The sequence below is a fragment of the Paenibacillus sp. UNC496MF genome (assembly GCF_900113915.1).
GTDB classification, from domain to species: domain Bacteria; phylum Bacillota; class Bacilli; order Paenibacillales; family Paenibacillaceae; genus Paenibacillus_Z; species Paenibacillus_Z artemisiicola.
Genome location: NZ_FORE01000004.1, coordinates 410,475 through 429,717, shown reverse-complemented (window position 1 = coordinate 429,717; position 19,243 = coordinate 410,475). Strand labels below are relative to the sequence as shown.

20 protein-coding genes are annotated in these 19,243 nt (G+C 60.5%); 4 read left to right on the top strand and 16 right to left on the bottom strand.

Translation table 11 applies throughout. The annotated features are described in order from the left end of the window. Positions 1 to 70: 70 nt before the first annotated feature. Positions 71 to 604: a GNAT family N-acetyltransferase gene (locus tag BMZ79_RS01920; protein WP_090636076.1), complete on the bottom strand. Its 534-nt coding sequence runs from the start codon at positions 602 to 604 to the stop codon at positions 71 to 73. Beyond that, positions 601 to 1,326 carry a phosphonate ABC transporter ATP-binding protein gene (locus BMZ79_RS01915; protein WP_090636074.1) on the bottom strand — a complete coding sequence of 242 codons (726 nt, stop codon included), beginning with the start codon at positions 1,324 to 1,326 and terminating at the stop codon, positions 601 to 603. Before BMZ79_RS01915 ends, BMZ79_RS01920 begins: the two co-directional genes overlap by 4 nt. A 182-nt stretch (positions 1,327 to 1,508) precedes the next feature. Between BMZ79_RS01915 and BMZ79_RS01910 the strand changes: the two genes are divergently transcribed. Beyond that, positions 1,509 to 1,730, top strand: coding sequence for a hypothetical protein (locus tag BMZ79_RS01910; RefSeq protein ID WP_090636072.1), 222 nt, complete (start codon positions 1,509 to 1,511; stop codon positions 1,728 to 1,730). A gap of 207 nt (positions 1,731 to 1,937) precedes the next feature. On the opposite strand, the gene BMZ79_RS34960 is transcribed toward BMZ79_RS01910, so the two are convergent. Next, positions 1,938 to 2,072 (bottom strand): hypothetical protein, encoded by a 135-nt coding sequence (locus BMZ79_RS34960; protein ID WP_256252509.1) that lies wholly within the window; start codon positions 2,070 to 2,072, stop codon positions 1,938 to 1,940. Between the two features lie 126 nt (positions 2,073 to 2,198). On the opposite strand from BMZ79_RS34960, the gene BMZ79_RS01905 reads away from it, so the two are divergent. Next, positions 2,199 to 2,939, top strand: coding sequence for an HAD family hydrolase (locus tag BMZ79_RS01905; RefSeq protein ID WP_090636070.1), 741 nt, complete (start codon positions 2,199 to 2,201; stop codon positions 2,937 to 2,939). A gap of 71 nt (positions 2,940 to 3,010) precedes the next feature. Here the strand turns inward: BMZ79_RS01905 and BMZ79_RS01900 are convergent, their stop codons facing one another. The 11 genes from BMZ79_RS01900 to pdhA form a co-directional block, all read right to left on the bottom strand. Next, positions 3,011 to 5,482, bottom strand: coding sequence for a DNA topoisomerase 3 (locus tag BMZ79_RS01900; protein ID WP_090636069.1), 2,472 nt, complete (start codon positions 5,480 to 5,482; stop codon positions 3,011 to 3,013). Between the two features lie 15 nt (positions 5,483 to 5,497). Continuing rightward, the gene (locus tag BMZ79_RS01895) at positions 5,498 to 6,643 is read right to left on the bottom strand and encodes a glucosaminidase domain-containing protein (protein WP_090636067.1); all 1,146 of its coding nucleotides are present in this window, start codon (positions 6,641 to 6,643) and stop codon (positions 5,498 to 5,500) included. Positions 6,644 to 6,690: 47 nt separating this feature from the next. Then, positions 6,691 to 7,014, bottom strand: a complete 324-nt coding sequence (locus tag BMZ79_RS01890) for a hypothetical protein (protein WP_090636065.1) — start codon at positions 7,012 to 7,014, stop codon at positions 6,691 to 6,693. Positions 7,015 to 7,095: 81 nt separating this feature from the next. After that, the gene (locus BMZ79_RS01885; protein WP_090636064.1) at positions 7,096 to 8,583 is read right to left on the bottom strand and encodes a glutamate synthase subunit beta; all 1,488 of its coding nucleotides are present in this window, start codon (positions 8,581 to 8,583) and stop codon (positions 7,096 to 7,098) included. A gap of 205 nt (positions 8,584 to 8,788) precedes the next feature. After that, on the bottom strand, positions 8,789 to 9,286 hold the full coding sequence (folA, locus tag BMZ79_RS01880) for a type 3 dihydrofolate reductase (RefSeq protein ID WP_090636062.1): 498 nt from the start codon (positions 9,284 to 9,286) through the stop codon (positions 8,789 to 8,791). Between the two features lie 29 nt (positions 9,287 to 9,315). Then, positions 9,316 to 10,299: a thymidylate synthase gene (locus BMZ79_RS01875; protein ID WP_371263615.1), complete on the bottom strand. Its 984-nt coding sequence runs from the start codon at positions 10,297 to 10,299 to the stop codon at positions 9,316 to 9,318. A 36-nt stretch (positions 10,300 to 10,335) separates the two neighbouring features. Beyond that, positions 10,336 to 10,824: an acyl-CoA thioesterase gene (locus tag BMZ79_RS01870; RefSeq protein WP_090636059.1), complete on the bottom strand. Its 489-nt coding sequence runs from the start codon at positions 10,822 to 10,824 to the stop codon at positions 10,336 to 10,338. A gap of 148 nt (positions 10,825 to 10,972) precedes the next feature. Next, a complete protein-coding gene (gene lpdA / locus BMZ79_RS01865) occupies positions 10,973 to 12,391 on the bottom strand; it encodes a dihydrolipoyl dehydrogenase (RefSeq protein ID WP_090636058.1) in 1,419 nt (472 codons plus the stop codon). Positions 12,392 to 12,396: 5 nt separating this feature from the next. Continuing rightward, entirely contained in the window at positions 12,397 to 13,713 is a 1,317-nt protein-coding gene (locus BMZ79_RS01860; RefSeq protein ID WP_090636056.1) for a dihydrolipoamide acetyltransferase family protein, read from the bottom strand. Positions 13,714 to 13,768: 55 nt separating this feature from the next. Continuing rightward, a complete protein-coding gene (locus tag BMZ79_RS01855; RefSeq protein WP_090636055.1) occupies positions 13,769 to 14,746 on the bottom strand; it encodes an alpha-ketoacid dehydrogenase subunit beta in 978 nt (325 codons plus the stop codon). Between the two features lie 41 nt (positions 14,747 to 14,787). Continuing rightward, the gene (pdhA, locus tag BMZ79_RS01850) at positions 14,788 to 15,855 is read right to left on the bottom strand and encodes a pyruvate dehydrogenase (acetyl-transferring) E1 component subunit alpha (protein ID WP_090636053.1); all 1,068 of its coding nucleotides are present in this window, start codon (positions 15,853 to 15,855) and stop codon (positions 14,788 to 14,790) included. 340 nt (positions 15,856 to 16,195) lie between these two features. Here pdhA and BMZ79_RS01845 point away from each other — a divergent pair, with 340 nt between their 5' ends. Then, the gene (locus tag BMZ79_RS01845; RefSeq protein ID WP_090636052.1) at positions 16,196 to 16,936 is read left to right on the top strand and encodes an alpha/beta hydrolase; all 741 of its coding nucleotides are present in this window, start codon (positions 16,196 to 16,198) and stop codon (positions 16,934 to 16,936) included. 113 nt (positions 16,937 to 17,049) lie between these two features. Here BMZ79_RS01845 and BMZ79_RS01840 read toward each other — a convergent pair whose 3' ends face one another. Both BMZ79_RS01840 and BMZ79_RS01835 read right to left on the bottom strand, forming a co-directional pair. Further along, positions 17,050 to 17,532, bottom strand: a complete 483-nt coding sequence (locus BMZ79_RS01840) for a low molecular weight protein-tyrosine-phosphatase (protein ID WP_090636050.1) — start codon at positions 17,530 to 17,532, stop codon at positions 17,050 to 17,052. Continuing rightward, a complete protein-coding gene (locus BMZ79_RS01835; RefSeq protein WP_240546285.1) occupies positions 17,529 to 18,212 on the bottom strand; it encodes a trimeric intracellular cation channel family protein in 684 nt (227 codons plus the stop codon). The genes BMZ79_RS01840 and BMZ79_RS01835 overlap by 4 nt, the downstream gene beginning before the upstream one ends. Positions 18,213 to 18,569: 357 nt before the next feature. On the opposite strand from BMZ79_RS01835, the gene BMZ79_RS01830 reads away from it, so the two are divergent. Then, complete coding sequence (locus BMZ79_RS01830; protein ID WP_090636049.1) at positions 18,570 to 19,211, top strand: thiamine diphosphokinase; 642 nt, start codon at positions 18,570 to 18,572, stop codon at positions 19,209 to 19,211. The last annotated feature ends 32 nt before the right edge of the window (positions 19,212 to 19,243 follow it).

Sequence of the window (19,243 nt, the reverse complement as noted above, 5' to 3'; positions counted from 1 at the left end):
GTCGGAACACCTGCCTATATAGGATGATGTTCCATTCTATGCCGGTTTCTTCCTGCCGTTGCCACTTGCTTCATTCGCCCGGCCGCGCGGAGGAATGCAGCTTCATTTCGTGCCACTCCAGGCCGCCGTGCGCCGAAGCAGACCTGCCTTCGTGCCGGAAACCGAGTCCTTCGTAAAAGCCGATCAGATGCGCCTCGCACATGAGCACGATGCCTTCGAGCCGGTCGGCCGCGGCTTGGCCGATAAGCGCTTCCATGAGCGCCTTCGCGATTCCCCGGCCGCGGTGCGCCTCCGCCACCGCGACGGACAGCACGCACAAGTACCGGCCTTCGGCGCCCGGCGAACCGTGCGCGCGCTTGACGCCGTCCGACGCGCTGCTGTCGTCGTCGGTACGGACGCCGCACGCCAGGCCGACCAGCTCGCCGTTTCGCCAGGCCGAACGGAAATAGCCCGGGAAATGCCGCTGCCGGAAGGCGAACGCCTCGCGCGTCGCCGCCGCCTCGGCCGGATAACAGGCCAGTTCCAGCACATGGGCCGCATCGAGATCTTCCGCGCGCATCGGCCGGATCTCGAACGCGCGCCCGTTAGGATCCGCGGCGCTCACAGCAGGCTCTTCTCCCGTTCCGTCATGCGCCTGCCCTTGATGTCGAGCACGATCTCGCCGTTGTTCAGGCCGACGATCCGGTCCGCGAACCGCTCCGCCCAATCGCCCTGGTGCATGACCGCGACGACGGAGATTTGCTGAATCCGGCACATGCGCTTCAAGTCGGACAGCACCTGCTCGGCCGCGTGCGGATCGAGGCCGGATACCGGCTCGTCCACGAGCAGCGTCTTGGCGCCGTGCACCAGCGCCCGCGCCATGGCGATGCGCTGCCGCTCCCCGCCGCTCAGCTTGTCGCCCTTCTGGTGCGCCTTGTCGATCAAGCCCATCTTCTCGATCATGTCCATGGCGCCCATGTAATCGTCGCTGCGGACCATGCCGGTGAACCGCCGCCAGAACGGCGTCTGTCCGACCGCCCCGATCGTCACGTTCTTGAGCGCCGTCCGGTTGCCGTACAGCGTCGGCTTCTCTTCCAGGTACGCGATTTCGCGGTGCACCTTCAAGCGGCCCTGCAGCCCTTTGGCGAAAATATCGACGCCGTCGACGGTATAGCTGCCGCTCGTCCATTTTTCTTTCAGCGCGAGGCATTTCAGAAGCATGGATTTGCCGCTCCCGCTCGCGCCTTTCACGGCGATGAACTCGCCCGGTTCTATAGTCAGGCTGATGCCGGAGAGAACCTGGGGCCCGCCCGGAATTTGTTTCGATAATTGCGATACTCTGATCATGACTGGCGCTCCTTATCCCTCGCGGGGCTGCTTAATCTCGTTAATCGTTCGCGATAAAAGGCTTACATATGAATCTAGTGTAAGGGAAAAAAATAATAGTTTCCATACGAACAGATGTTTGCTATAATCAAAACAGGAACAAATGTTCTAATCCCTCAGATACCGTAAGGAGGCTGACCATCATGACAAACTGTGAAAACTATCGTTTTATCGAGAACCACCGTCCGTTCCGGGATTTGACGTTCAAGTTCTATTCCAACGGCGCGTTGACCATTATCGACAACAGTGCGGATGAGGTGATCAGCCCCCGCGATCTGAAAGGCGCCAGCTACGACTTCTACGTTAAGAAGAGACTGGCGTTCATCAAGCAGGACTTGACCGCCAAGATGAAAAAATACGCGTGATCGCGCAGGCGCGGCAATTCGGTTTATCGGAGTCTCTATATGACGGCCGGCCTCCCGATGGACGCCGTTAGTCATGCCGTACGTCGTACCTTCCGTCATGCCGTACGTCATCGCCATCATGCCCTCCATCATGCCCTCCATCATATAGAGACCTTTATCCTCCGTTAGGGACTTTCCTCATCAAGACGGCTATGCCGCGTCGTTCGGTTACGGCAGCTGCTTGTTAATGCCGTTCAGGCTCGCCGGCCTATTGGCTGCTTTTTCCGGCTTCAGGCTGACGTAATACTCCTTCAAGCCGGACTCGTCGTTCCGGTTCCGCTTGCCGTTCTTGTTCAGCACCATTTCCCACTCACCTCCGGACCTTAGGGTTTGTAAATCATCCCAGCGCTATTCGATTTGACGGCGAATCCCAAGATGCGGTAGATTGAATCTACAGCGAAATCATCCGGGGAAGGAGCCGTGCTTAAGATGAAACAAACCATTCTATTCGATCTCGATGATACGCTTATTTACTGCAACAAATACTTCTTCTTCGTCATTGACCAGTTCACCGATTGCATGACCGACTGGTTCCGAGGCTATGGCGTCACGAAGCAGGAGATCCACGACAAACAGACGGAAGTCGATATCGCCGGCGTGCAGCTCGAAGGATTCAAGAGCGATCACTTCCCGCGTTCCTTCATTGACACGTACCGGCATTTCTCCGATTTGCTGGGTCGCGCGAAATCCGCGTCCGAGGAAGATTTCCTTTGGAAGCTCGGACACAGCGTGTACGACTTCCAAGCGGAGCCGTATCCGAATATGGAAGAAACGTTGTACGAGCTATCCGCCCAAGGGCATGAGCTGCACCTGTATACCGGCGGCGAGCTGCTCATCCAGCGGAAGAAAATCGAACAAATGCAGCTGGAACGCTATTTCGGTCCACGCATATACGTTCGCGCCAAGAAGAACACGGAAGCGATGGAGGGCATCCTCCGGGAAGGGCAGTTCGACCGGAACGCCACTTGGATGATCGGGAATTCCATTCGTACCGACGTTATCCCGGCGCTGACGACCGGCATTAACGCCATCCATATGAAGACCGATTCCGAGTGGATTTATAATATCGTCGGCATCGACGTGGAGCCGAAAGGCGCATTCTTCACGCTGAGTCACCTCCACCAAATTCCGGGCAGCATCAAGAACTACGTTGACGGACGTCCGCACTGAACGCGTAAGACGCAAACAGGCTTGCCTTAAGCCGGAGCACGCGCTGCTCTTGCTTAAGACAAGCCTGTTTTTTAGGTTGCCGGTTGAAAGGCGATCGTGCCTTTGGCCGGGTCGGTCAAGGTCCATTTTCCCGAGACGGCCGTGCCGTTCGCGAGCTTGAACGTCGACTTCCGCGTGACGCCGTTCTCCGCCAGCGCTTTGGCCATAGCCGGCGTCACGTGCTTCCCCTGCTGTTCCTTCCAGATGACGAAGCTGCAGCCTTCCCGGAAGCGCAGGCAGCCATACCCGCGCTTGCCCTCGATGAGCTGACCGCCGCAGCCCGGTCTCGGGCATGGCGCGATCGTGCCGCGCGAGCCGGCTGAGCCTTCGCTGTTCGCCGGAGCCGGCTTAGCCGCGCGCCCCTCCGTCTTCGGGCGGGACGCTGCGGCCGGCGCCTTGGCGCGCGAAGCCGGGGCCGCTTCGACCGGGGCGGCGAGCATGCGTCCGCTATCGCTCGTGCCCTTGCGGGCGGACGCGCGGGCGCGGGAAGCGACCGGCGCCGAATCGGCAGCCGCCGCTCCTCGCGACCGGGTACCGGCGCGCGGCGCCGTCCCGCCCGCTTTCCGCGCCGATGCCGCGGCTCCGCGGCCCTTCCCTTTCGCCCCGCGCTTGCCGCCGCCGTCCGGTTCGTCGAACAGACTCGCGGGCGCCTGCTGCTGCTGCTTCACCTTCCCCACGATCATCTCCGCGAATTGCTTCACCTTGGCGATGAACTGCTCGTCCGACGCTTCGCCTTTGGAGATTTGATGCAGCCGCTGCTCCCAGCGGCCGGTCATTTCCGGCGAGGCCAGCAGCTCGACGCCCGCGCCGCGAATGAGCTCGATCGCGGTACAGCCCTTCGTCGTAATGTCGAGCCGCTTGCCCGCGGACGTGATGTATCCGACCTGCTTCAGCCGTTCGATCGTGGCGGCGCGGGTAGCCGGCGTACCGAGCCCGGTCTGCTTCATCGCATCGCGAAGCTCTTCGTCCTCGATCGCTTTGCCCGCGCTTTCCATCGCCTTCAGCAGGGTGCCTTCCGTATAGGGCTTCGGCGGCTTCGTCTCCTTCTCGACGGCCGCCGCGTCGTCGCAGCGGACGGGCCGGTCGGCATCGACCGAGAACGGGCGATCGGTCTCGACCAGATCTTCGTCGCCTTCGACCGCCGCCGACGCGTCGTCGTCCTTCTTCTTGCCTTTGCCCTTCCCTTTGGCCGCGTTCGCTTCCGTCTGCTCCAGCACGACGCGCCATCCGAGCTCCAGCTGTTCCTTGGCCCGCGTGCGGAAGGTCTCGCCTTCGATCTCCGTGATGACTTCGTGATTGTTGTAGACGGCCGGCGGATAATAATGCGACAGGAAGCGGCGCACGATCATGTCGTAGATGTTCTGCTCTTCCGTGCTTAACGTCCCCGGCTTCTTCGGCGTCGGCAGGATCGCATGATGGTCCTCGACCTTGGGCGGGTTGCATACCGCCCGGTTACCTTTATGCACGCGGTTCCGGTCGGCGCCGTTCGCGAGATCCGCGTACGCGGTCCCCTTCAGCATGTTAAGCACGCTGCCCATGACGGGAATGTTCTCTTCCGTCACGTAGTTGGAGCTCGTCCGCGGGTATGTGATGACCTTGTGCTTCTCGTAAAGCGACTGCGCGATATCCAGCGTCTTTTTCGCCGGATAACCGTAGCGGCCGTTCGCCTCGCGCTGCAGCAGCGTCAAGTCATAGAGACGGTACGGGTATTCCTTCGACTCGTTGACGGTGTAACTGACGATGGCGCCGGGCTTGCCCTTCACCTTATCCGCGAGCTTCTCCGCCTCCTCGCGCTTCGTAATCCGGTCGCCCTGCCAGATGCCCTTGTAGCCGAAGTCATCCTGGGTGAAGGCTGCCTGCACGATAAAGTACGTCTCGCTGTTGAACGCCGTAATTTCCTTATGGCGGTCGTACAACAGCGCGAGCACCGGCGTCTGCACGCGTCCGACGGACAGCAGCGCCTTGTGGCGGATCGTGAACGCGCGGGAGGCGTTCATGCCCACGAGCCAATCCGCTTCGCTCCTGGCGCGCGCGGCGCGCGTCAAATCGTCGAAGTCCGTGTCGCTGCGCAGGCCGTCGAAGCCGCGGCGTATCGTCTCCGGCGTCAAGTCGGAAATCCACAGCCGGTCCGTCGGCTGCGGAAGCTTCAGGTATTGCCGGATGAGATGGAAGATCAGCTGGCCTTCGCGCCCGGCGTCGCAGGCGTTGACCAGCCGGCCGCACCGCTTCGACAGCTCGCCGATCGTCTTCAGCTGATCCTTTGTCCGCGCGTTCGGCCATAGCTTGAAGCGATCGGGGATGATCGGAAGATCCGCCTCATTCCACCGTTTATATTTCGGGTCGTATTGATCCGGTTCGGCCAAGCCGACCAGATGACCGATCGCCCAGGTGATGATATACCGCTCGCCTTCCAAATACGTGCGCTTGTTCTGCGCCCGCGGTTCCACGACGGCGGCGATGGTACGGCCCATGTCGGGTTTTTCGGCTATGATTAATGTTTTCAGGACTATCCCTCTTCTTCAGCGTTTCGAGTCCGCCGTGATTTGCGTCAGCATCGCGTTGAACAGGCTGTTCACGCCTTTCGACCAATTGGGATCCTCCGCGTATTCGCGGTTGATCCACGTGACCGCGTCGACGCGCTCCGGCCGGTCGAAGCTGAGCCGGTTGATCGTATTGCCCGCGATGCGGGCCGATTCGGCGATCGTCGTATTGAACGCTTTCCAGCTATAGAAGACGTTGAACGGATTGTTCGCGATCTTGGCGGCGTTCTTGGCCGTCTTCGGCACGAAGGCCTGCTCCTGCCCGGTAATGGCGAACAAGAGCAGCGGATGAATGTCGTGCTCCTTCGCGGCATGCAGGATCGCGCTCAAATACGGCTCGTCCGCCAGCAGCGACGATTTGCCCCGCAAATACCGCACGAGCCGTTCCCGGTTGATTTCGGCGTACCGCAGCTCCGCGGGCAGCGCGTTCTTCTGCTTGACGATCGGCGGCGTCGGCGCCGAGATCCGCACGATCGTCCGCGGCTGCTCGATTTCGGCCGGCACCGGACGAAGCGACCACCAGCCGTAGCCGAGCATGGCCGCGCACAGCGCGAGCGACATGGCCAAATAGGCGCCCGAAGGCAGCTTTGCCGCCTTTCGCGCAGGCAGCCGCACCGGCTCGGGCAGCCGTGCCGGCAGCGCTTCCGCCGCGAACGCGCCGCGCGGGACGAATCGGCCGCTGTCGCGCAGGCCGGCCGCGCCGACGACCGCGTCCCATGCCGACAGCCCGAGCTCCGGCGACGCCGCGATGACTCGGCTTTCGGCCAGCGCATCCCGAAACCGCGCCGGATCGATCGCGAAGCCCGCGCGCTTCTCGCACCAAGCATGCAGCGGCCGCAGCAGCTCGGGCAGCTCCGTATCGAGCTGCATGCACGCCTCGTAAATCAAGCCTTCATTGACCGGCAGCGCTTTGCCGGCCACGACGTCGCGAATCAGCGCCCGCATGACCGTGTGCTTCGCGTCCTCCGGAAAGTCCGGCAGCTGGCGCAGCACGATGCGCTGCATGGCGTCCGCGACGATTTCGGCCCGGCGTTCGTTCGGAAGATCGCCGTGCTTGTGCTGGACATAATGGCGGAGCTTGCGAATATCGGCGTTCGTGAGCACGCCTGCGGCTTGGCCGTACATGACATCGCCTCCTGATCACCATGGCTCTCAGGAATATAGTACCACAGCTAGACTTCGCCGCGCGCTAGATTTGCGATCGCATGCTGCATCGCTTCGCTTTCGATATACGCGCGAATTTGATCCTTCTCGTCCGCCGTAAATTGAAACTCGCAGTCCGTCCCTTCATCCAAAGGGACGATCTGGGCGATGACGCCGCCGTGCGTGCAGATGACGAGCGCCGTCAGCTCCGCGAGCTCGGACGGGACCGGCGTGGCGGGGTCGACGTCGACCGCCAGCTCGATGTCGATCCATTGGGCATCGCGGCGTTCCAGACGCGGCGCGAACGAGCGGAATTTCAGGTGCGTAACGGTATCGGAACCGTACTGAATCATAGGTCTGCTCCTCTCGAACGGCATGAACGAAATAAAAGCGCCCGTAGGCGCTTTGGGTGGATAGGCTTGTGAAGAATGGGCTTAAGGGAGCATCGTCGTGCCCATCAAATAACGGTCGACTTCGCGCGCCGCTTCGCGGCCTTCGTTGATCGCCCATACGACCAGGCTTTGTCCGCGGCGCATGTCGCCGGCGGCGAATACTTTCTCGACGTTCGTGTTGTATTTGCCGTACGCCGCTTTGACGTTGGAACGGCGGTCCTGCTCCACGCCGAGCTTCTGGATCAGCGTGTTTTCCGGTCCTTCGAAGCCGACGGCGATGAGGACGATATCCGCTTTCCATACTTTCTCGGTGCCCGGAATTTCTTTGTAGATTTTACGTCCGGTCTCGTCGACCGTACGTTCGATTTGCACCGTGTGCAGCTCTTTCACGTTGCCGTTCTCGTCGCCGACGAATTTCTTCGTCAAGACGGAGAAGGCGCGCGGATCTTCGCCGTACAGCGCGCGAGCTTCCTCTTGCGCGTAATCGAGCGTATAGACGTTCGGGAATTGCGGCCACGGGTTCTTCTCGTTGTCGCGCGTCAGCGGCGCTTTCGCGTGCGTGCCGAACTGGGTAACGGAGCTGCAGCCGTGGCGAAGCGCCGTAGCCACGCAGTCGGTGCCCGTGTCGCCGCCGCCGATGACGATGACGTCCTTGCCGGCCGCGTCGATATAGTTGCCGTCTTCCAGGTTGGAATCCAGGTAGCTCTTGATCGTGCCGTTCAGGTAGTCCATCGCGAGATGGACGCCTTTCAAGTCGCGTCCCTCGATCTCCACGTCGCGCGCCTTCGTCGCGCCGCCGCAGAGCACGACCGCGTCGAATTCGTTCATAAGCTGCTCCGCCGGCACGTTCACGCCGACTTCGGCATTCGTCACGAAGTTGATGCCTTCGGCTTCAAGCAGGTCGACGCGGCGCTGCACGACTTTCTTGTCGAGCTTCATGGTCGGGATGCCGTACGTGAGCAGTCCGCCGATGCGGTCGGCACGCTCGTACACCGTGACCGTGTGGCCGGCTTTGTTCAGTTGCGCGGCCGTAGCCAAGCCAGCGGGGCCCGAGCCGACGACGGCGACTTTCTTGCCCGTGCGCATGTGCGGCGGCTGCGGAACGACCCAGCCTTCTTCGAAGCCTTTGTCGATGATCGCCGATTCGATCGTCTTGATCGTGACGGCGTCGCCGATCAGGCCGACGGTACAGGAGCCTTCGCACGGAGCCGGGCAGACGCGACCGGTAAATTCAGGGAAATTGTTCGTCTTGTGCAGACGGTCGAGCGCCTCTCGCCACAAGCCGCGGTAGATGAGATTATTCCATTCCGGAATCAGGTTGTTGACCGGGCAGCCGGACGTGCCGCCGGGAAGCTCGATGCCCGTATGGCAATACGGCGTGCCGCAATCCATGCAGCGCGCGCCTTGCGTCCGCAATTGATCTTCGCTGAAATGCTTATGAAATTCATTCCAATCCTTGATCCGCTCCAGCGGGTCGCGGTCGGCCGGCAATTCGCGCTTGTAGTCCATAAATCCAGTAGGTGTCGACATGATCGCTTTCCTCCATCCATTTTCCCATTACCGAATGTTCGTCTTCTCTCTCAAAACTATATCGGGAAATCCGCCATGATTCAATATCAAACTTTCCCAAAACTATTTAGAATATCGTAGCAATAAGGCCTACGGCATGTAATGGATTTTCCGTACAATCATTTGCACTTTCGTACATAATGTTCGACGTTTCCTACGGTACCGTTCAGCGTTCGGGCTTCGTCCTTACATAGGTGACGATGGTGAAATCATACGCGTTTTTCTCGTCTTTGGCATGAAATTCGCGGCTCGCGACCTGCCATTCCGACGCGTCGAATTCGGGGAACCGCGTATCCCCTGCGACGGTCGCGTCGACTTCCGTCAAGAACATTTTATCCGCGTGCGGCAGAAATTGCGCGTAAATTTCCGCGCCCCCGATGATTATCAGCTCGTCTTCCCCCGCGTAGCGCGCGAGCGCCTCTGCGACGGAATGGACCGTCTCCGCGCCTTCGGGACGGTACGACTCGCTGCGCGTCAGGACCGCGTTGCGCCGGTTCTTGAGCGGTCCGCCGAACGATTCGAACGTCTTCCTGCCCATCACGACGGTTTTGCCGGTCGTCGAGCGCCGGAAATGGCCCATCTCGGCCGGCAGATGCCACGGCATCGCGTTATCCGCGCCGATGATGCGGTCGTGGGCCATCGCGGCGATCATCGTAATCGTCATGGCTGATCCCCCCTTTTTCTCTGGTATGGCTATACGGCCACGGGCGCTTTAATGGAAGGATGCGGATCGTAGCCGTCGACCGTAATGTCCCCGACCTCGAAATCGAAGACGGACGCCACGTCCGGATTCAGCTTCAGCGCCGGAAGCGGCCGCGGCTCGCGGGCCAGCTGCACGTCGATCTGCGTCAGGTGGTTCGAATAAATATGGGCATCGCCGATCGTATGCACGAACTCCCCGACCGCGAGGCCGCATTCCTGCGCGATCATATGCGTCAGCAGCGCATAGCTGGCGATATTGAACGGAATGCCGAGGAAAATGTCGCCGCTGCGCTGGTACAGCTGGCAGGACAGCTTGCCGTCCGCCACGTAGAACTGGAACAGCGTGTGGCATGGCGGCAGCGCGGAACGCTGCGGCGTCGCGTCTTCCGGCGACCACGCCGTGACGATAAGGCGCCGCGAATCGGGATTGCGCTTGATCTCCGCGATCACGTTCTTCAGCTGGTCGATCGTCTCGCCCTGCGACGTCTGCCAGCTGCGCCACTGCTTGCCGTAGACGTTCCCCAGGTCGCCGAATTCGGCTGCGAACGCGTCGTCGTTCAAGATCCGCTCGACGAAGAGCGCCTCCTGTTCCCGGTACTGCTGCGCGAACGCTTCATCGGTCTGCGAGCGCAGGCCGAAGTTCGTCATGTCCGGGCCGGCGTAAGCGTCGCTTTCCACCCATTTTTTGAACGCCCATTCGTTCCAGATATGATTGTTGTGCTGCAGCAGATAGCGGATGTTCGTATCGCCCTTCATGAACCAGAGCAGCTCGCTCGCGATCAGCCGCAGCGGCACGCGCTTGGTCGTCAGAAGGGGAAAGCCCGCCTGCAAATCGAAGCGCATCTGGTAGCCGAATACCGATAACGTTCCCGTTCCGGTCCGGTCCTCCTTCTTCGCGCCGTGCTTCAGGACATGCCGAAGCAGGTCCAGGTATTGCCGTTCGCTCGTGCTCAACGTCGTTCCACTCCCGCTCATTGCGGCCGCGGCCGCAATGGTATTTCTACTATTTTATCACTTTATGTCGGATCTGTCCCGCTTTCGCTGCATGCGAAGTTCATAGCGATCCGGAGCCGTGCGGTGCAGCTCGGCCTCCTCGTCCGTTTCCGGAACGATGGCCGGCACCGGCTTCGGCTTCCCGGCGTCGTCGAGCGCGACGAACGTGAAGAACGCGGTGACCGCCGTCTTCCGCTCGCCCGTATAGACGTTCTCGGTCTCGACCTTGACGTATACTTCCATCGAGCTCCGATGCGTCCACGCGACGAACGCCTCCACATCGATCATGTCGCCGACGCGGATCGGCGCGACGAAGTCGAGGCTGTCCGTGGAAGCGGTCACCACCGGCCCGCGCGCATGGCGCATGGCGGCGATGGCCGCGATTTTGTCCATGTACTCCATGACTTTGCCGCCGAACATCGTGCCGTGGTAATTCGCGTCCAGCGGAAAAATGAGCTGCATCATCGTCGAACGCGATTCCCGCGTCGATTTGGCGTTCGTGGTCATTTTGCCTATCCCTTCCTATCCGCGGAGTCGGCCGAAGCGGCGTTCGGCTGCGTCATTATGTAAAAAGAGGCCCGCCTGCAGAACGACTGCGGCGGGACCTCTACGCGCTTGTCACGCTATTGTATGTGAATATCGCGCAAGGCGATGCTTACTTCTTCGCGATCGCGTGGATCGGATGGCCGAGCGCCACTTCGACGGCGTCGAGCACGATCTCGCCAAGCGTCGGATGCGCGTGGATCGTCAGGGCGATGTCTTCAAGCGTTGCGCCCATCTCGATGGCCAGGCCCAGCTCCGCGATCATGTTGGACGCTTCGATGCCGGCGATTTGCGCGCCGAGCACGAGACCGTTGTCCGCGTCCGCGATGATTTTGACGAAGCCCTCGTTCACGCCGAGCGACAAGGCGCGGCCGTTGATGTTGAACGGGAATTTGCCCACTTTGACGTTGTAGCCTTTTTCCTTCGCTTCCTTCTCGCTGTAGCCGACGCTCGAGCACTCCGGATCGGAGAACACGACGAGCGGGATGCACTTGTAGTCGATCTTGCTCGGCTGCCCGGCGATGGCTTCAGCCGCTACGCGGCCTTCGTACATCGCTTTGTGCGCGAGCGCGGGACCCGGAATGATGTCGCCGATCGCGTAAATATGCGGAATGCTCGTCCGGCATTGGTCGTCGACTTCGACGAGGCCGCGGTCGGTCATCTTCAGGTTGATCAGGTCGAGGCCGAGCTCGCCGTCCGTGTTCGGGCGGCGGCCGACGGTCACGAGCAGGTAGTCCGCCTTCACTTGCTTGTCTTCGCCGTTAACCGTGTACGTAACGGTAACGTCCTTGTCCGTTTGCTCCGCGCTCTTCGCTTGGGCGCCGGTCACGATTTCCGCTTTCGCGCCTTTCAGCTTCTTCGCCACGAGCGAGGACATGTCGGAATCGAAGCCCGGCAGGATGGTGTCGGAGCCTTCGATGATCGTCACTTGCGTACCGAACTTCGAATACATTTGGCCGAGCTCGATGCCGATGTAGCCGCCGCCGATGACGACGAGGCTCTTCGGGATTTCCGGCAGCGACAGCGCTTCGGTCGAGGACACGATGCGGCCGCCGTACGGGAATGCTTTCAGCTCGATCGGACGGGAACCCGTCGCGATGATGCAGTTTTTGAAGCGGTAGCGCGGCGCTTCTTGATCGTTGAAGACGCGCGCTTCGTTTTCGTTGATGAACATGACTTCGCCGGCGAAATATTGGATCTTGTTCGCCTTGAGGAGCGAAGCGACGCCGCCCGTCAATTTCTTGACGACGCCGTTCTTGAACTCCTGCACCTTGCTCCATTCGACCTTCACGTCGGAAGCCGTGATGCCGAAATCGGACGCGTGGCTGATGGATTCGTATTGATGGGAAGCGGAGATCAGCGCTTTGGACGGAATGCATCCGACGTTCAAGCACACGCCGCCTACGTATTGTTTATCGACGACCAGCACGTTCTGACCGAGCTGGGCCGCGCGGATCGCCGCGACGTAGCCCCCCGGTCCCGCGCCTACGACGAGCAAATCGATATCGAGTGAAGCGTCACCTACGACCATGGTTTTTAAACCTCCATTACTAGTAATTGCGGATCAGCAAGCAGCTGTTTGATGTAATTCATGAAGTTTTGAGCTGTCGCGCCGTCAATCAGACGGTGGTCGAAGCTGAGGGACAAGGCCATGACGGAACCGGCGACGATTTCGCCGTTCTTGACGACCGGCTTCTCGGAAATGCGTCCCGTGCCCAGGATCGCCACTTCAGGGAAGTTGATGACCGGCGTGAAGAACATGCCGCCCGCGGAACCGATGTTCGTGATGCTGATCGTGCTGCCGCGCATCTCTTGCACGCTCAGCTTGCCGTCGCGCGCTTTGACCGCGAGGTCGCGAATCGCGTCGGCGACCATCCAGACGTTCTTGCGGTCCGCGTCCGGGATGACCGGTACGACGAGACCGTTGTCGGTATCGGTCGCGATGCCGATGTTGTAGTACTTCTTGTAGACGATCTCCTGCTTCTCTTCGTCGAGCATCGCGTTCATGATCGGGAACTGGCGGCATGCCGCGACCAGCGCCTTCACGATGAACGGCAGGTAGGTCAGCTTCACGCCTTTCTTCTCGGCGAGCGGCTTCGCTTTCGTGCGGAGCTCGACGAGCGCCGTCACGTCCACTTCGTCCATGATCGTGACGTGCGGAGCGGTATACACGGATTTGACCATCGCGTTCGCGATTGCCTTGCGGATGCCTTTGAACGGCACGCGCTCTTCGGCGCGGTCGCCGACGGACACGGCCGCTGCCGGAGCCGCTTTGGACTCGGCCGGAGCCGCCGCCGCTTCTTGGGCAGCCGGAGCGCTTGCCGCCGTGCCGCCGCCCGACGCGAACGACGAGACGTCTTCGCGGGTGATGCGGCCGTTCTTGCCGGAACCGGCTACGTTCGCGATGTCGACGCCTTGCTCGCGGGCGAACTTGCGCACGCTCGGAGTCGCCAGCACGAGGCCGCCGGCCGGTTTCGAAGCCGCCGGAGCTGCCGGCGCGGCAGGAGCTTCCGCCTTCGGCGCGGCCGGGGCTTCCGCCTTCGGCGCTTCCGCTGCAGGAGCCGGTTCGCTTTGGCCGCCGCCCGCCGGCGCCGCCTGCTCAGGCACTTCGCCTTCGGCATCGATGACGGCGACGATATCGCCAACGTGGCAAACTTGTCCGTCCTTCACGAGAACTTCGAGCACTTTGCCGTTCACAGGACAAGGAACCTCGACGATCGCCTTGTCGTTTTGCACTTCCATGATGATATCTTCATCCGTCACCGTATCGCCGGGCTTGATGTGCATTTTGACGATTTCGCCTTCATGCAAGCCTTCGCCCAGCTCCGGGAAACGATATTCAAACTTTGCCACGTCCCGTGACCTCCTTTCAGGTCTCACAACCTGCCCAATTGTCGTCTAGCGGTGCTTAAAAGTTCAGAACTTGGTTCGCGGCCTTCACGATGCGGTCAACGTTCGGAAGCCAAGCGTCTTCGATTTGCGCGAACGGATATACGGTATCCGGACCCGCAACGCGGAGCACGGGCGCTTCCAGGTGAAGGATGGCGTGTTCGTTGATTTGCGCGATGATTTCGGCAGCGGCGCCGGACGTCTTCTGCGCTTCCTGCACGACGATGGCGCGGTTCGTTTTTTGGATCGACTTGACGATCGTCTCGATGTCGAGCGGCAGCAGCGTGCGCAGGTCGATGACCTCGGCTTTCACGCCGTTCTTCTCGAGTTCGTCGGCCGCTTTCTGCGCCGTGTGCACCATCAAGCCGTAAGCGATGATGGTGACGTCGGCGCCTTCGCGGACGACGTTCGCTTTGCCGATCTCGACCGTGTACGCCTCTTCCGGCACGTCCGCGCGGAACGCGTGATACAGGTTCAAGTGCTCCATGAAGAACACCGGATCGTTGTCGCGGATCGCCGAGATGAGCAGGCCTTTCGCGTCGTACGGGTTCGAAGGCACGATGACCTTGATGCCCGGCGTTTGGATCGCGAGGCCTTCCAGCGAATCCGTGTGCAGCTCGGCCGCTTTGACGCCGCCGCCGAACGGCGTGCGGAACACGATCGGCGAGTTGTAACGGCCGCCGGAGCGGTAGCGCATGCGCGCCGCTTGGACGAACATTTGGTCAAGGGCTTCGTAGATGAAGCCGACGAACTGGATTTCGGCTACCGGCCGGAAGCCTTGGATCCCCATGCCGACCGCCATGCCGGCGATCGCGGATTCCGCCAGCGGCGTGTCGAATACGCGTTCTTCGCCGAATTCCCCTTGCAGCCCTTCCGTTGCCCGGAAGACGCCGCCGACTTTGCCGACATCTTCACCGAAGACGATTACGTTCGGATCGTTCTTGAGCTCCACGCGCATCGCGTCGCGGATCGCTTCTTTCATATTCATTTGAGCCATTGTCGCGAGTTCCTCCTTAGCTTGCTTCTCTATTCATCCCATTATTGAAAATCGGCTTTTTGCGCTTCCAGGTAAGCCGGCGTCGTTTCGAACATGGAGTCGATCAGGCCCGAAACCGTCATTTTTTCCGTCGCTTCGGCTTTTTTGATGTTCTCGTTGACGGCCGCTTTCGCTTCCTCTTTCACGCGGGCCGTGTCTTCTTCCGTCCACAGGCCTTTCTTCTCGAGGAATTTGGCGAAGCGCGTGATCGGATCCTTCAGGCTCCATTCGCCTTCTTCGTCCTTCGTGCGGTATTTCGACGTGTCGTCCGCCATGGAGTGGGGGCGGAACCGGTACGTGAGCATCTCGATCAGCGTCGCGCCTTCGCCGTTGCGGCCGCGTTCCGCCGCTTCGGATACCGCTTTGATGACGGCCAGGACGTCCATGCCGTCGACCTGCACGCCGCGAACGCCGGCAGCCAGCGCTTTATGCGCGATGGATTGCGCCGCCGTTTGCTTGGCGAACGGCGTCGTGATCGCGTAGCCGTTGTTTTGAACCACGTAAATGACCGGAAGCTTGAAAGCGCCCGCGAAGTTCAAGCCTTCGTAGAAATCGCCCTCGGAGGAACCGCCGTCGCCCGTGTACGTAATGGCGACGCGCTTCTCGCCTTTTTTCTTGAATGCCATCGCGACGCCCGTCGCGTGCAAAATTTGCGCGCCGATGATGATTTGCGGCATGAGAACGTGTACGCCTTCCGGCACTTGGCCGCCGTGCTGGTGGCCGCGGGAATACAAGAACGCCTGGTACAACGGAAGTCCGTGCCATACGATCTGCGGCATGTCGCGGTAGCCCGGGCAGACGAAGTCGTCTTTGTTCAGGGCGTATTCGCTGCCCACCATGGACGCTTCTTGGCCGGATACCGGCGCGTAGAAGCCGAGACGGCCTTGGCGGCCGAGGTTGACGGCGCGCTCATCCCATGTGCGGGTAAATACCATGCGGTACATGATTTCTTTCAATTGCTCGTCGCTAAGTTTCGGCATATAAGCCTCGTTTACGACTTCTCCCTCGGGAGACAAGACGGAAAGCGGCGTAACCGGTTCCGAATGAACTTCGTAAGGCAACTTGCTCATATTGTTCACCTCAGTTAAATATTTGAAAAAACGCGAAGCTCTGTTATAGAATGATTATAAACCTGTTTAACCGATATGGTCAAAGCATAAAGCACTAAATTCCGCTGTAGTCGGCAACAAAATATCTATTATCCTGTCAAATTGTATATGTAACAGCTATTAAACTTTGGTAGTACAGCATAATACAACGGCTTGGAAAACCCGTGGCCAAGCGTGGTACGCCTCCCTTTTGTTTACCCTAACGGCCGCCAAACCATGCAACAAAAATCGCGCTGCAAACGAGCTAGACACGAGCTGCATTCGGGCTGCATCGAGCTACAATCGAAAGGAGTTTCTCCCCATGACGGACGAACGCTATTTAAAACGAACGATCGTGAAAGAAGTCGTCGCCAGCCGCTTTTTGCCGGAAGGCTCCCGCAATCTTCGCGTCTATTTGCCCCCGGGCTACAACGAGCTGCTCAGCTATCCCGTCGTCTACTGCCAAGACGGCGAGCAGTTTTTCAATTTCGGACGGATCGCGACGATCGCCAACCAGATGATTCTCGACGAAGGCACGGAGCCGTTCATCATCGTCGGCGTCGACGTGGATCTCGCCCATCGCACGGCCGAATACGCGCCGGAAGGCGCTCGCCACCGGGCTTACTTCTCCTTTTTCGGCGAAGAGCTGATCCCCTTTATAGAAGATAAATATCCGATCCGAAGCGAATCGGAGTCGCGGATTCTCGCCGGGGACTCGCTCGGCGGGTCCGTCAGCGTGCTGCTCGCGCTCGCGTATCCCAATTTGTTCCATCAAATTATTGCCTTGTCCGGCGCCTTTTATCCCGAGGCGCGCAAAATCGTCGAAGCCGCGGGCGATCTGAGCGCGCTCTCGCTGTTCATGATCGTCGGCCTGCAGGAGACGGCGTTCAAATCCGATCTCGGCGTCTTCGATTTCGTCGCGCTTAACCGCGACATGCGGCGCATTCTCGAAAGCAAAGGCGCGTCGACGGTCTACGGCGAGCACGACGGCGACCACGTCTGGGGCTTCTGGCAGCGATTCCTCCCGGACGCGCTGCGCACGTTCCTGCGTTCGGAAAGCTGAGGACCTCCCTGCCCGTTTGGCGATTGAAACACCAAAAAACCGTAAGCGTCCCGGCCGGGAGCTTACGGTTTTTTTGGTTCATATAAGCCGCTGCGGTCCGCGCGTCGCCCCGGTTACGCCTTGTCGGGATGCGCGCGGCGGATGCGGTCCAGCAGCCGCTCGCAGCCTTCCGCGACCAGCTCGTACACCTCGTCGAAATTGCCGGTGTAATACGGGTCCGGCACGTCCTTGCTTTCTTTCTCCGGCAGCAGATCCATGAACCGGAACACCTTCGCGTTGCCGTCCGCCTTGCTTCCGAAGACGGCCCGCACGTCGCGTTCGTTGTTGGCGTCCATGCAGACGATGTAGTCGAACCGGTTGAAATCGTCCAGCAGCACCTGCCTGGCCCGGATGCCCTCGTACGAAATCCCGTGCCGGTCGAGCAGGGCGCGCGTGCCTTCATGCGGCGGCTTGCACAGATGCCAGTCCCCCGTGCCGGCGGAATCGACCTCGATCCGGTCCCCCAATTCCCTGGTCTTCACCAGGTTCCGGAACACCGCCTCCGCCATCGGCGACCGGCAGATGTTGCCGAGACATACAAACAAAACCCGAATCAAAGCCCTACCCCTTCCTTATGCTCGTTCTTCGCCGCAGTCCGTTCCTCTTCCGCGAATACCGATTGCGACAACGCGTATTTCAGCGACCGCCGCGGCAGCCGCCATCCGTAATGCACCGAGAGCATTCGGAACAGGATGACGATCGCGAACAGAATCAGCAGCTCCACCGGCGAACGGAACCAGCCGAGTCCGATCGCGGCGCCCGCGCTCATCGCCCAGACCGCGTAAATCTCGTCGCGAAGCACGAGCGGCTTCCGCCCGGCCAGCACGTCGCGGATCATGCCGCCGCCGATCCCCGTCAGCATCGCGGCCACGATGACCGCGCTGAGCGGGTATTTGCCCGTCGCGTATAGCGCGCCTTGGATCGCGAAGGCGGACAGCCCGATCGCGTCGAAGAACGCTTCGCTCTTCTTCCAGGTCCGAATCCATTTCAAGGGAAGGACGAACGCGACGGTCATCGCGATCACCGCGGTTTTGAGCAGCATGCCCTGCGTCCAGATCGTCGTGATCGGAACGCCGATCAAGAGATTGCGGATCACGCCGCCGCCGAACGCGGTCACGAGGCCGAGCACGTAGACGCCCAGAATATCGTATTCTTCTTCCATCGCCACGATCGCGCCGCTCACCGCGAACGCGATCGTGCCGATAATGCTGAAGACCGTGAAGATGTCCATATTCATCGCTGCATTCATCTCATGATGCCTCCGCCGGTTCCGACCTATTCTTCGATAATCCTTTCTCATTTTAGCCGCGGCGAATGGAATCTTCAAGCGGTAATTGCACGCAAGTATCGGAAGGCGGACGGTTGGCAAACGACGGCGGACGAACGTATACTTGGCTAAGCAGCCATCGCGGCTATTTATGAATCGGCTTCGGGACGGATCCGAGCCCCAACATCGATCCGGATTACAGATCTGAATGCGGATCCGAATAGGAATCCGCGCACGGATTCGAATACGAAACTGACCAGCTGCACCTGCATGACGGATCCGTACATCTGATCCGAACCTTTTCTTGAAAGGCGGTTTCTTCGCGCTATGAACGACAGACGCATTGTGATCGTGACGGGAGGCCGGCTCGGAGGCTGGGCGCTTCCGCTGATCGGACCGGACGATTTCGTCATCGGCGCGGACGCCGGCGCGCTGTTCCTCGCGCGGCGCGGCATCCGGCCGGACATCGCGCTCGGCGATTTCGATTCCGTCACTCCGGAGGAGCTCGCGCTCGTCCGCGCAGCCAGCGCCGAGACGCGGGAATACGATCCCGTGGACAAGGACTATACGGATACGGAGCTCGCCTGGCGGCTGGCCGTCGCCAAGCGCCCGAAGGAGATCGTCCTCGTGGGCGGCATCGGCACCCGCTTCGACCATACGCTCGCGAACGTGCACCTGCTTCGTTTCGCGGCGCGCGAAGGCGTCCCGGCCTGCCTCGAGGACGAGCACAACCGCATCCGGCTCGTGTCGGGGTCGCTGCGGATCGCGGACGAAGGCTACCCGTACGTCTCGCTGCTGCCGCTTACGGAAACGGTGACCGGCATCACGCTGACCGGCTTCCTCTATCCCCTTGCGGACGCGACGATCGAGATCGGCCAATCGATCGGCATCAGCAACAAGCTGACCGGCGACGCGGGCACGATCGCGATCAAGCAAGGACTGCTGCTCGCGATCGAGAGCCGGGATTGAGTCCGTCCCCCCCGCTGCATGGAGAGAGGACG

Bases quoted from the DNA above. Each gene is read 5' to 3' on its own strand.
- BMZ79_RS01915 (WP_090636074.1), bottom strand. From the start codon at position 1,326: ATGATCAGAGTATCGCAATTATCGAAACAAATTCCGGGCGGGCCCCAG.
- BMZ79_RS01910 (WP_090636072.1), top strand. From the start codon at position 1,509: ATGACAAACTGTGAAAACTATCGTTTTATCGAGAACCACCGTCCGTTC.
- BMZ79_RS34960 (WP_256252509.1), bottom strand. From the start codon at position 2,072: ATGGTGCTGAACAAGAACGGCAAGCGGAACCGGAACGACGAGTCCGGC.
- BMZ79_RS01905 (WP_090636070.1), top strand. From the start codon at position 2,199: ATGAAACAAACCATTCTATTCGATCTCGATGATACGCTTATTTACTGC.
- BMZ79_RS01895 (WP_090636067.1), bottom strand. From the start codon at position 6,643: ATGTACGGCCAAGCCGCAGGCGTGCTCACGAACGCCGATATTCGCAAG.
- BMZ79_RS01890 (WP_090636065.1), bottom strand. From the start codon at position 7,014: ATGATTCAGTACGGTTCCGATACCGTTACGCACCTGAAATTCCGCTCG.
- BMZ79_RS01885 (WP_090636064.1), bottom strand. From the start codon at position 8,583: ATGTCGACACCTACTGGATTTATGGACTACAAGCGCGAATTGCCGGCC.
- folA (WP_090636062.1), bottom strand. From the start codon at position 9,286: ATGACGATTACGATGATCGCCGCGATGGCCCACGACCGCATCATCGGC.
- BMZ79_RS01875 (WP_371263615.1), bottom strand. From the start codon at position 10,299: ATGAGCGGGAGTGGAACGACGTTGAGCACGAGCGAACGGCAATACCTG.
- BMZ79_RS01870 (WP_090636059.1), bottom strand. From the start codon at position 10,824: ATGACCACGAACGCCAAATCGACGCGGGAATCGCGTTCGACGATGATG.
- lpdA (WP_090636058.1), bottom strand. From the start codon at position 12,391: ATGGTCGTAGGTGACGCTTCACTCGATATCGATTTGCTCGTCGTAGGC.
- BMZ79_RS01855 (WP_090636055.1), bottom strand. From the start codon at position 14,746: ATGGCTCAAATGAATATGAAAGAAGCGATCCGCGACGCGATGCGCGTG.
- pdhA (WP_090636053.1), bottom strand. From the start codon at position 15,855: ATGAGCAAGTTGCCTTACGAAGTTCATTCGGAACCGGTTACGCCGCTT.
- BMZ79_RS01845 (WP_090636052.1), top strand. From the start codon at position 16,196: ATGACGGACGAACGCTATTTAAAACGAACGATCGTGAAAGAAGTCGTC.
- BMZ79_RS01835 (WP_240546285.1), bottom strand. From the start codon at position 18,212: ATGAATATGGACATCTTCACGGTCTTCAGCATTATCGGCACGATCGCG.
- BMZ79_RS01830 (WP_090636049.1), top strand. From the start codon at position 18,570: ATGAACGACAGACGCATTGTGATCGTGACGGGAGGCCGGCTCGGAGGC.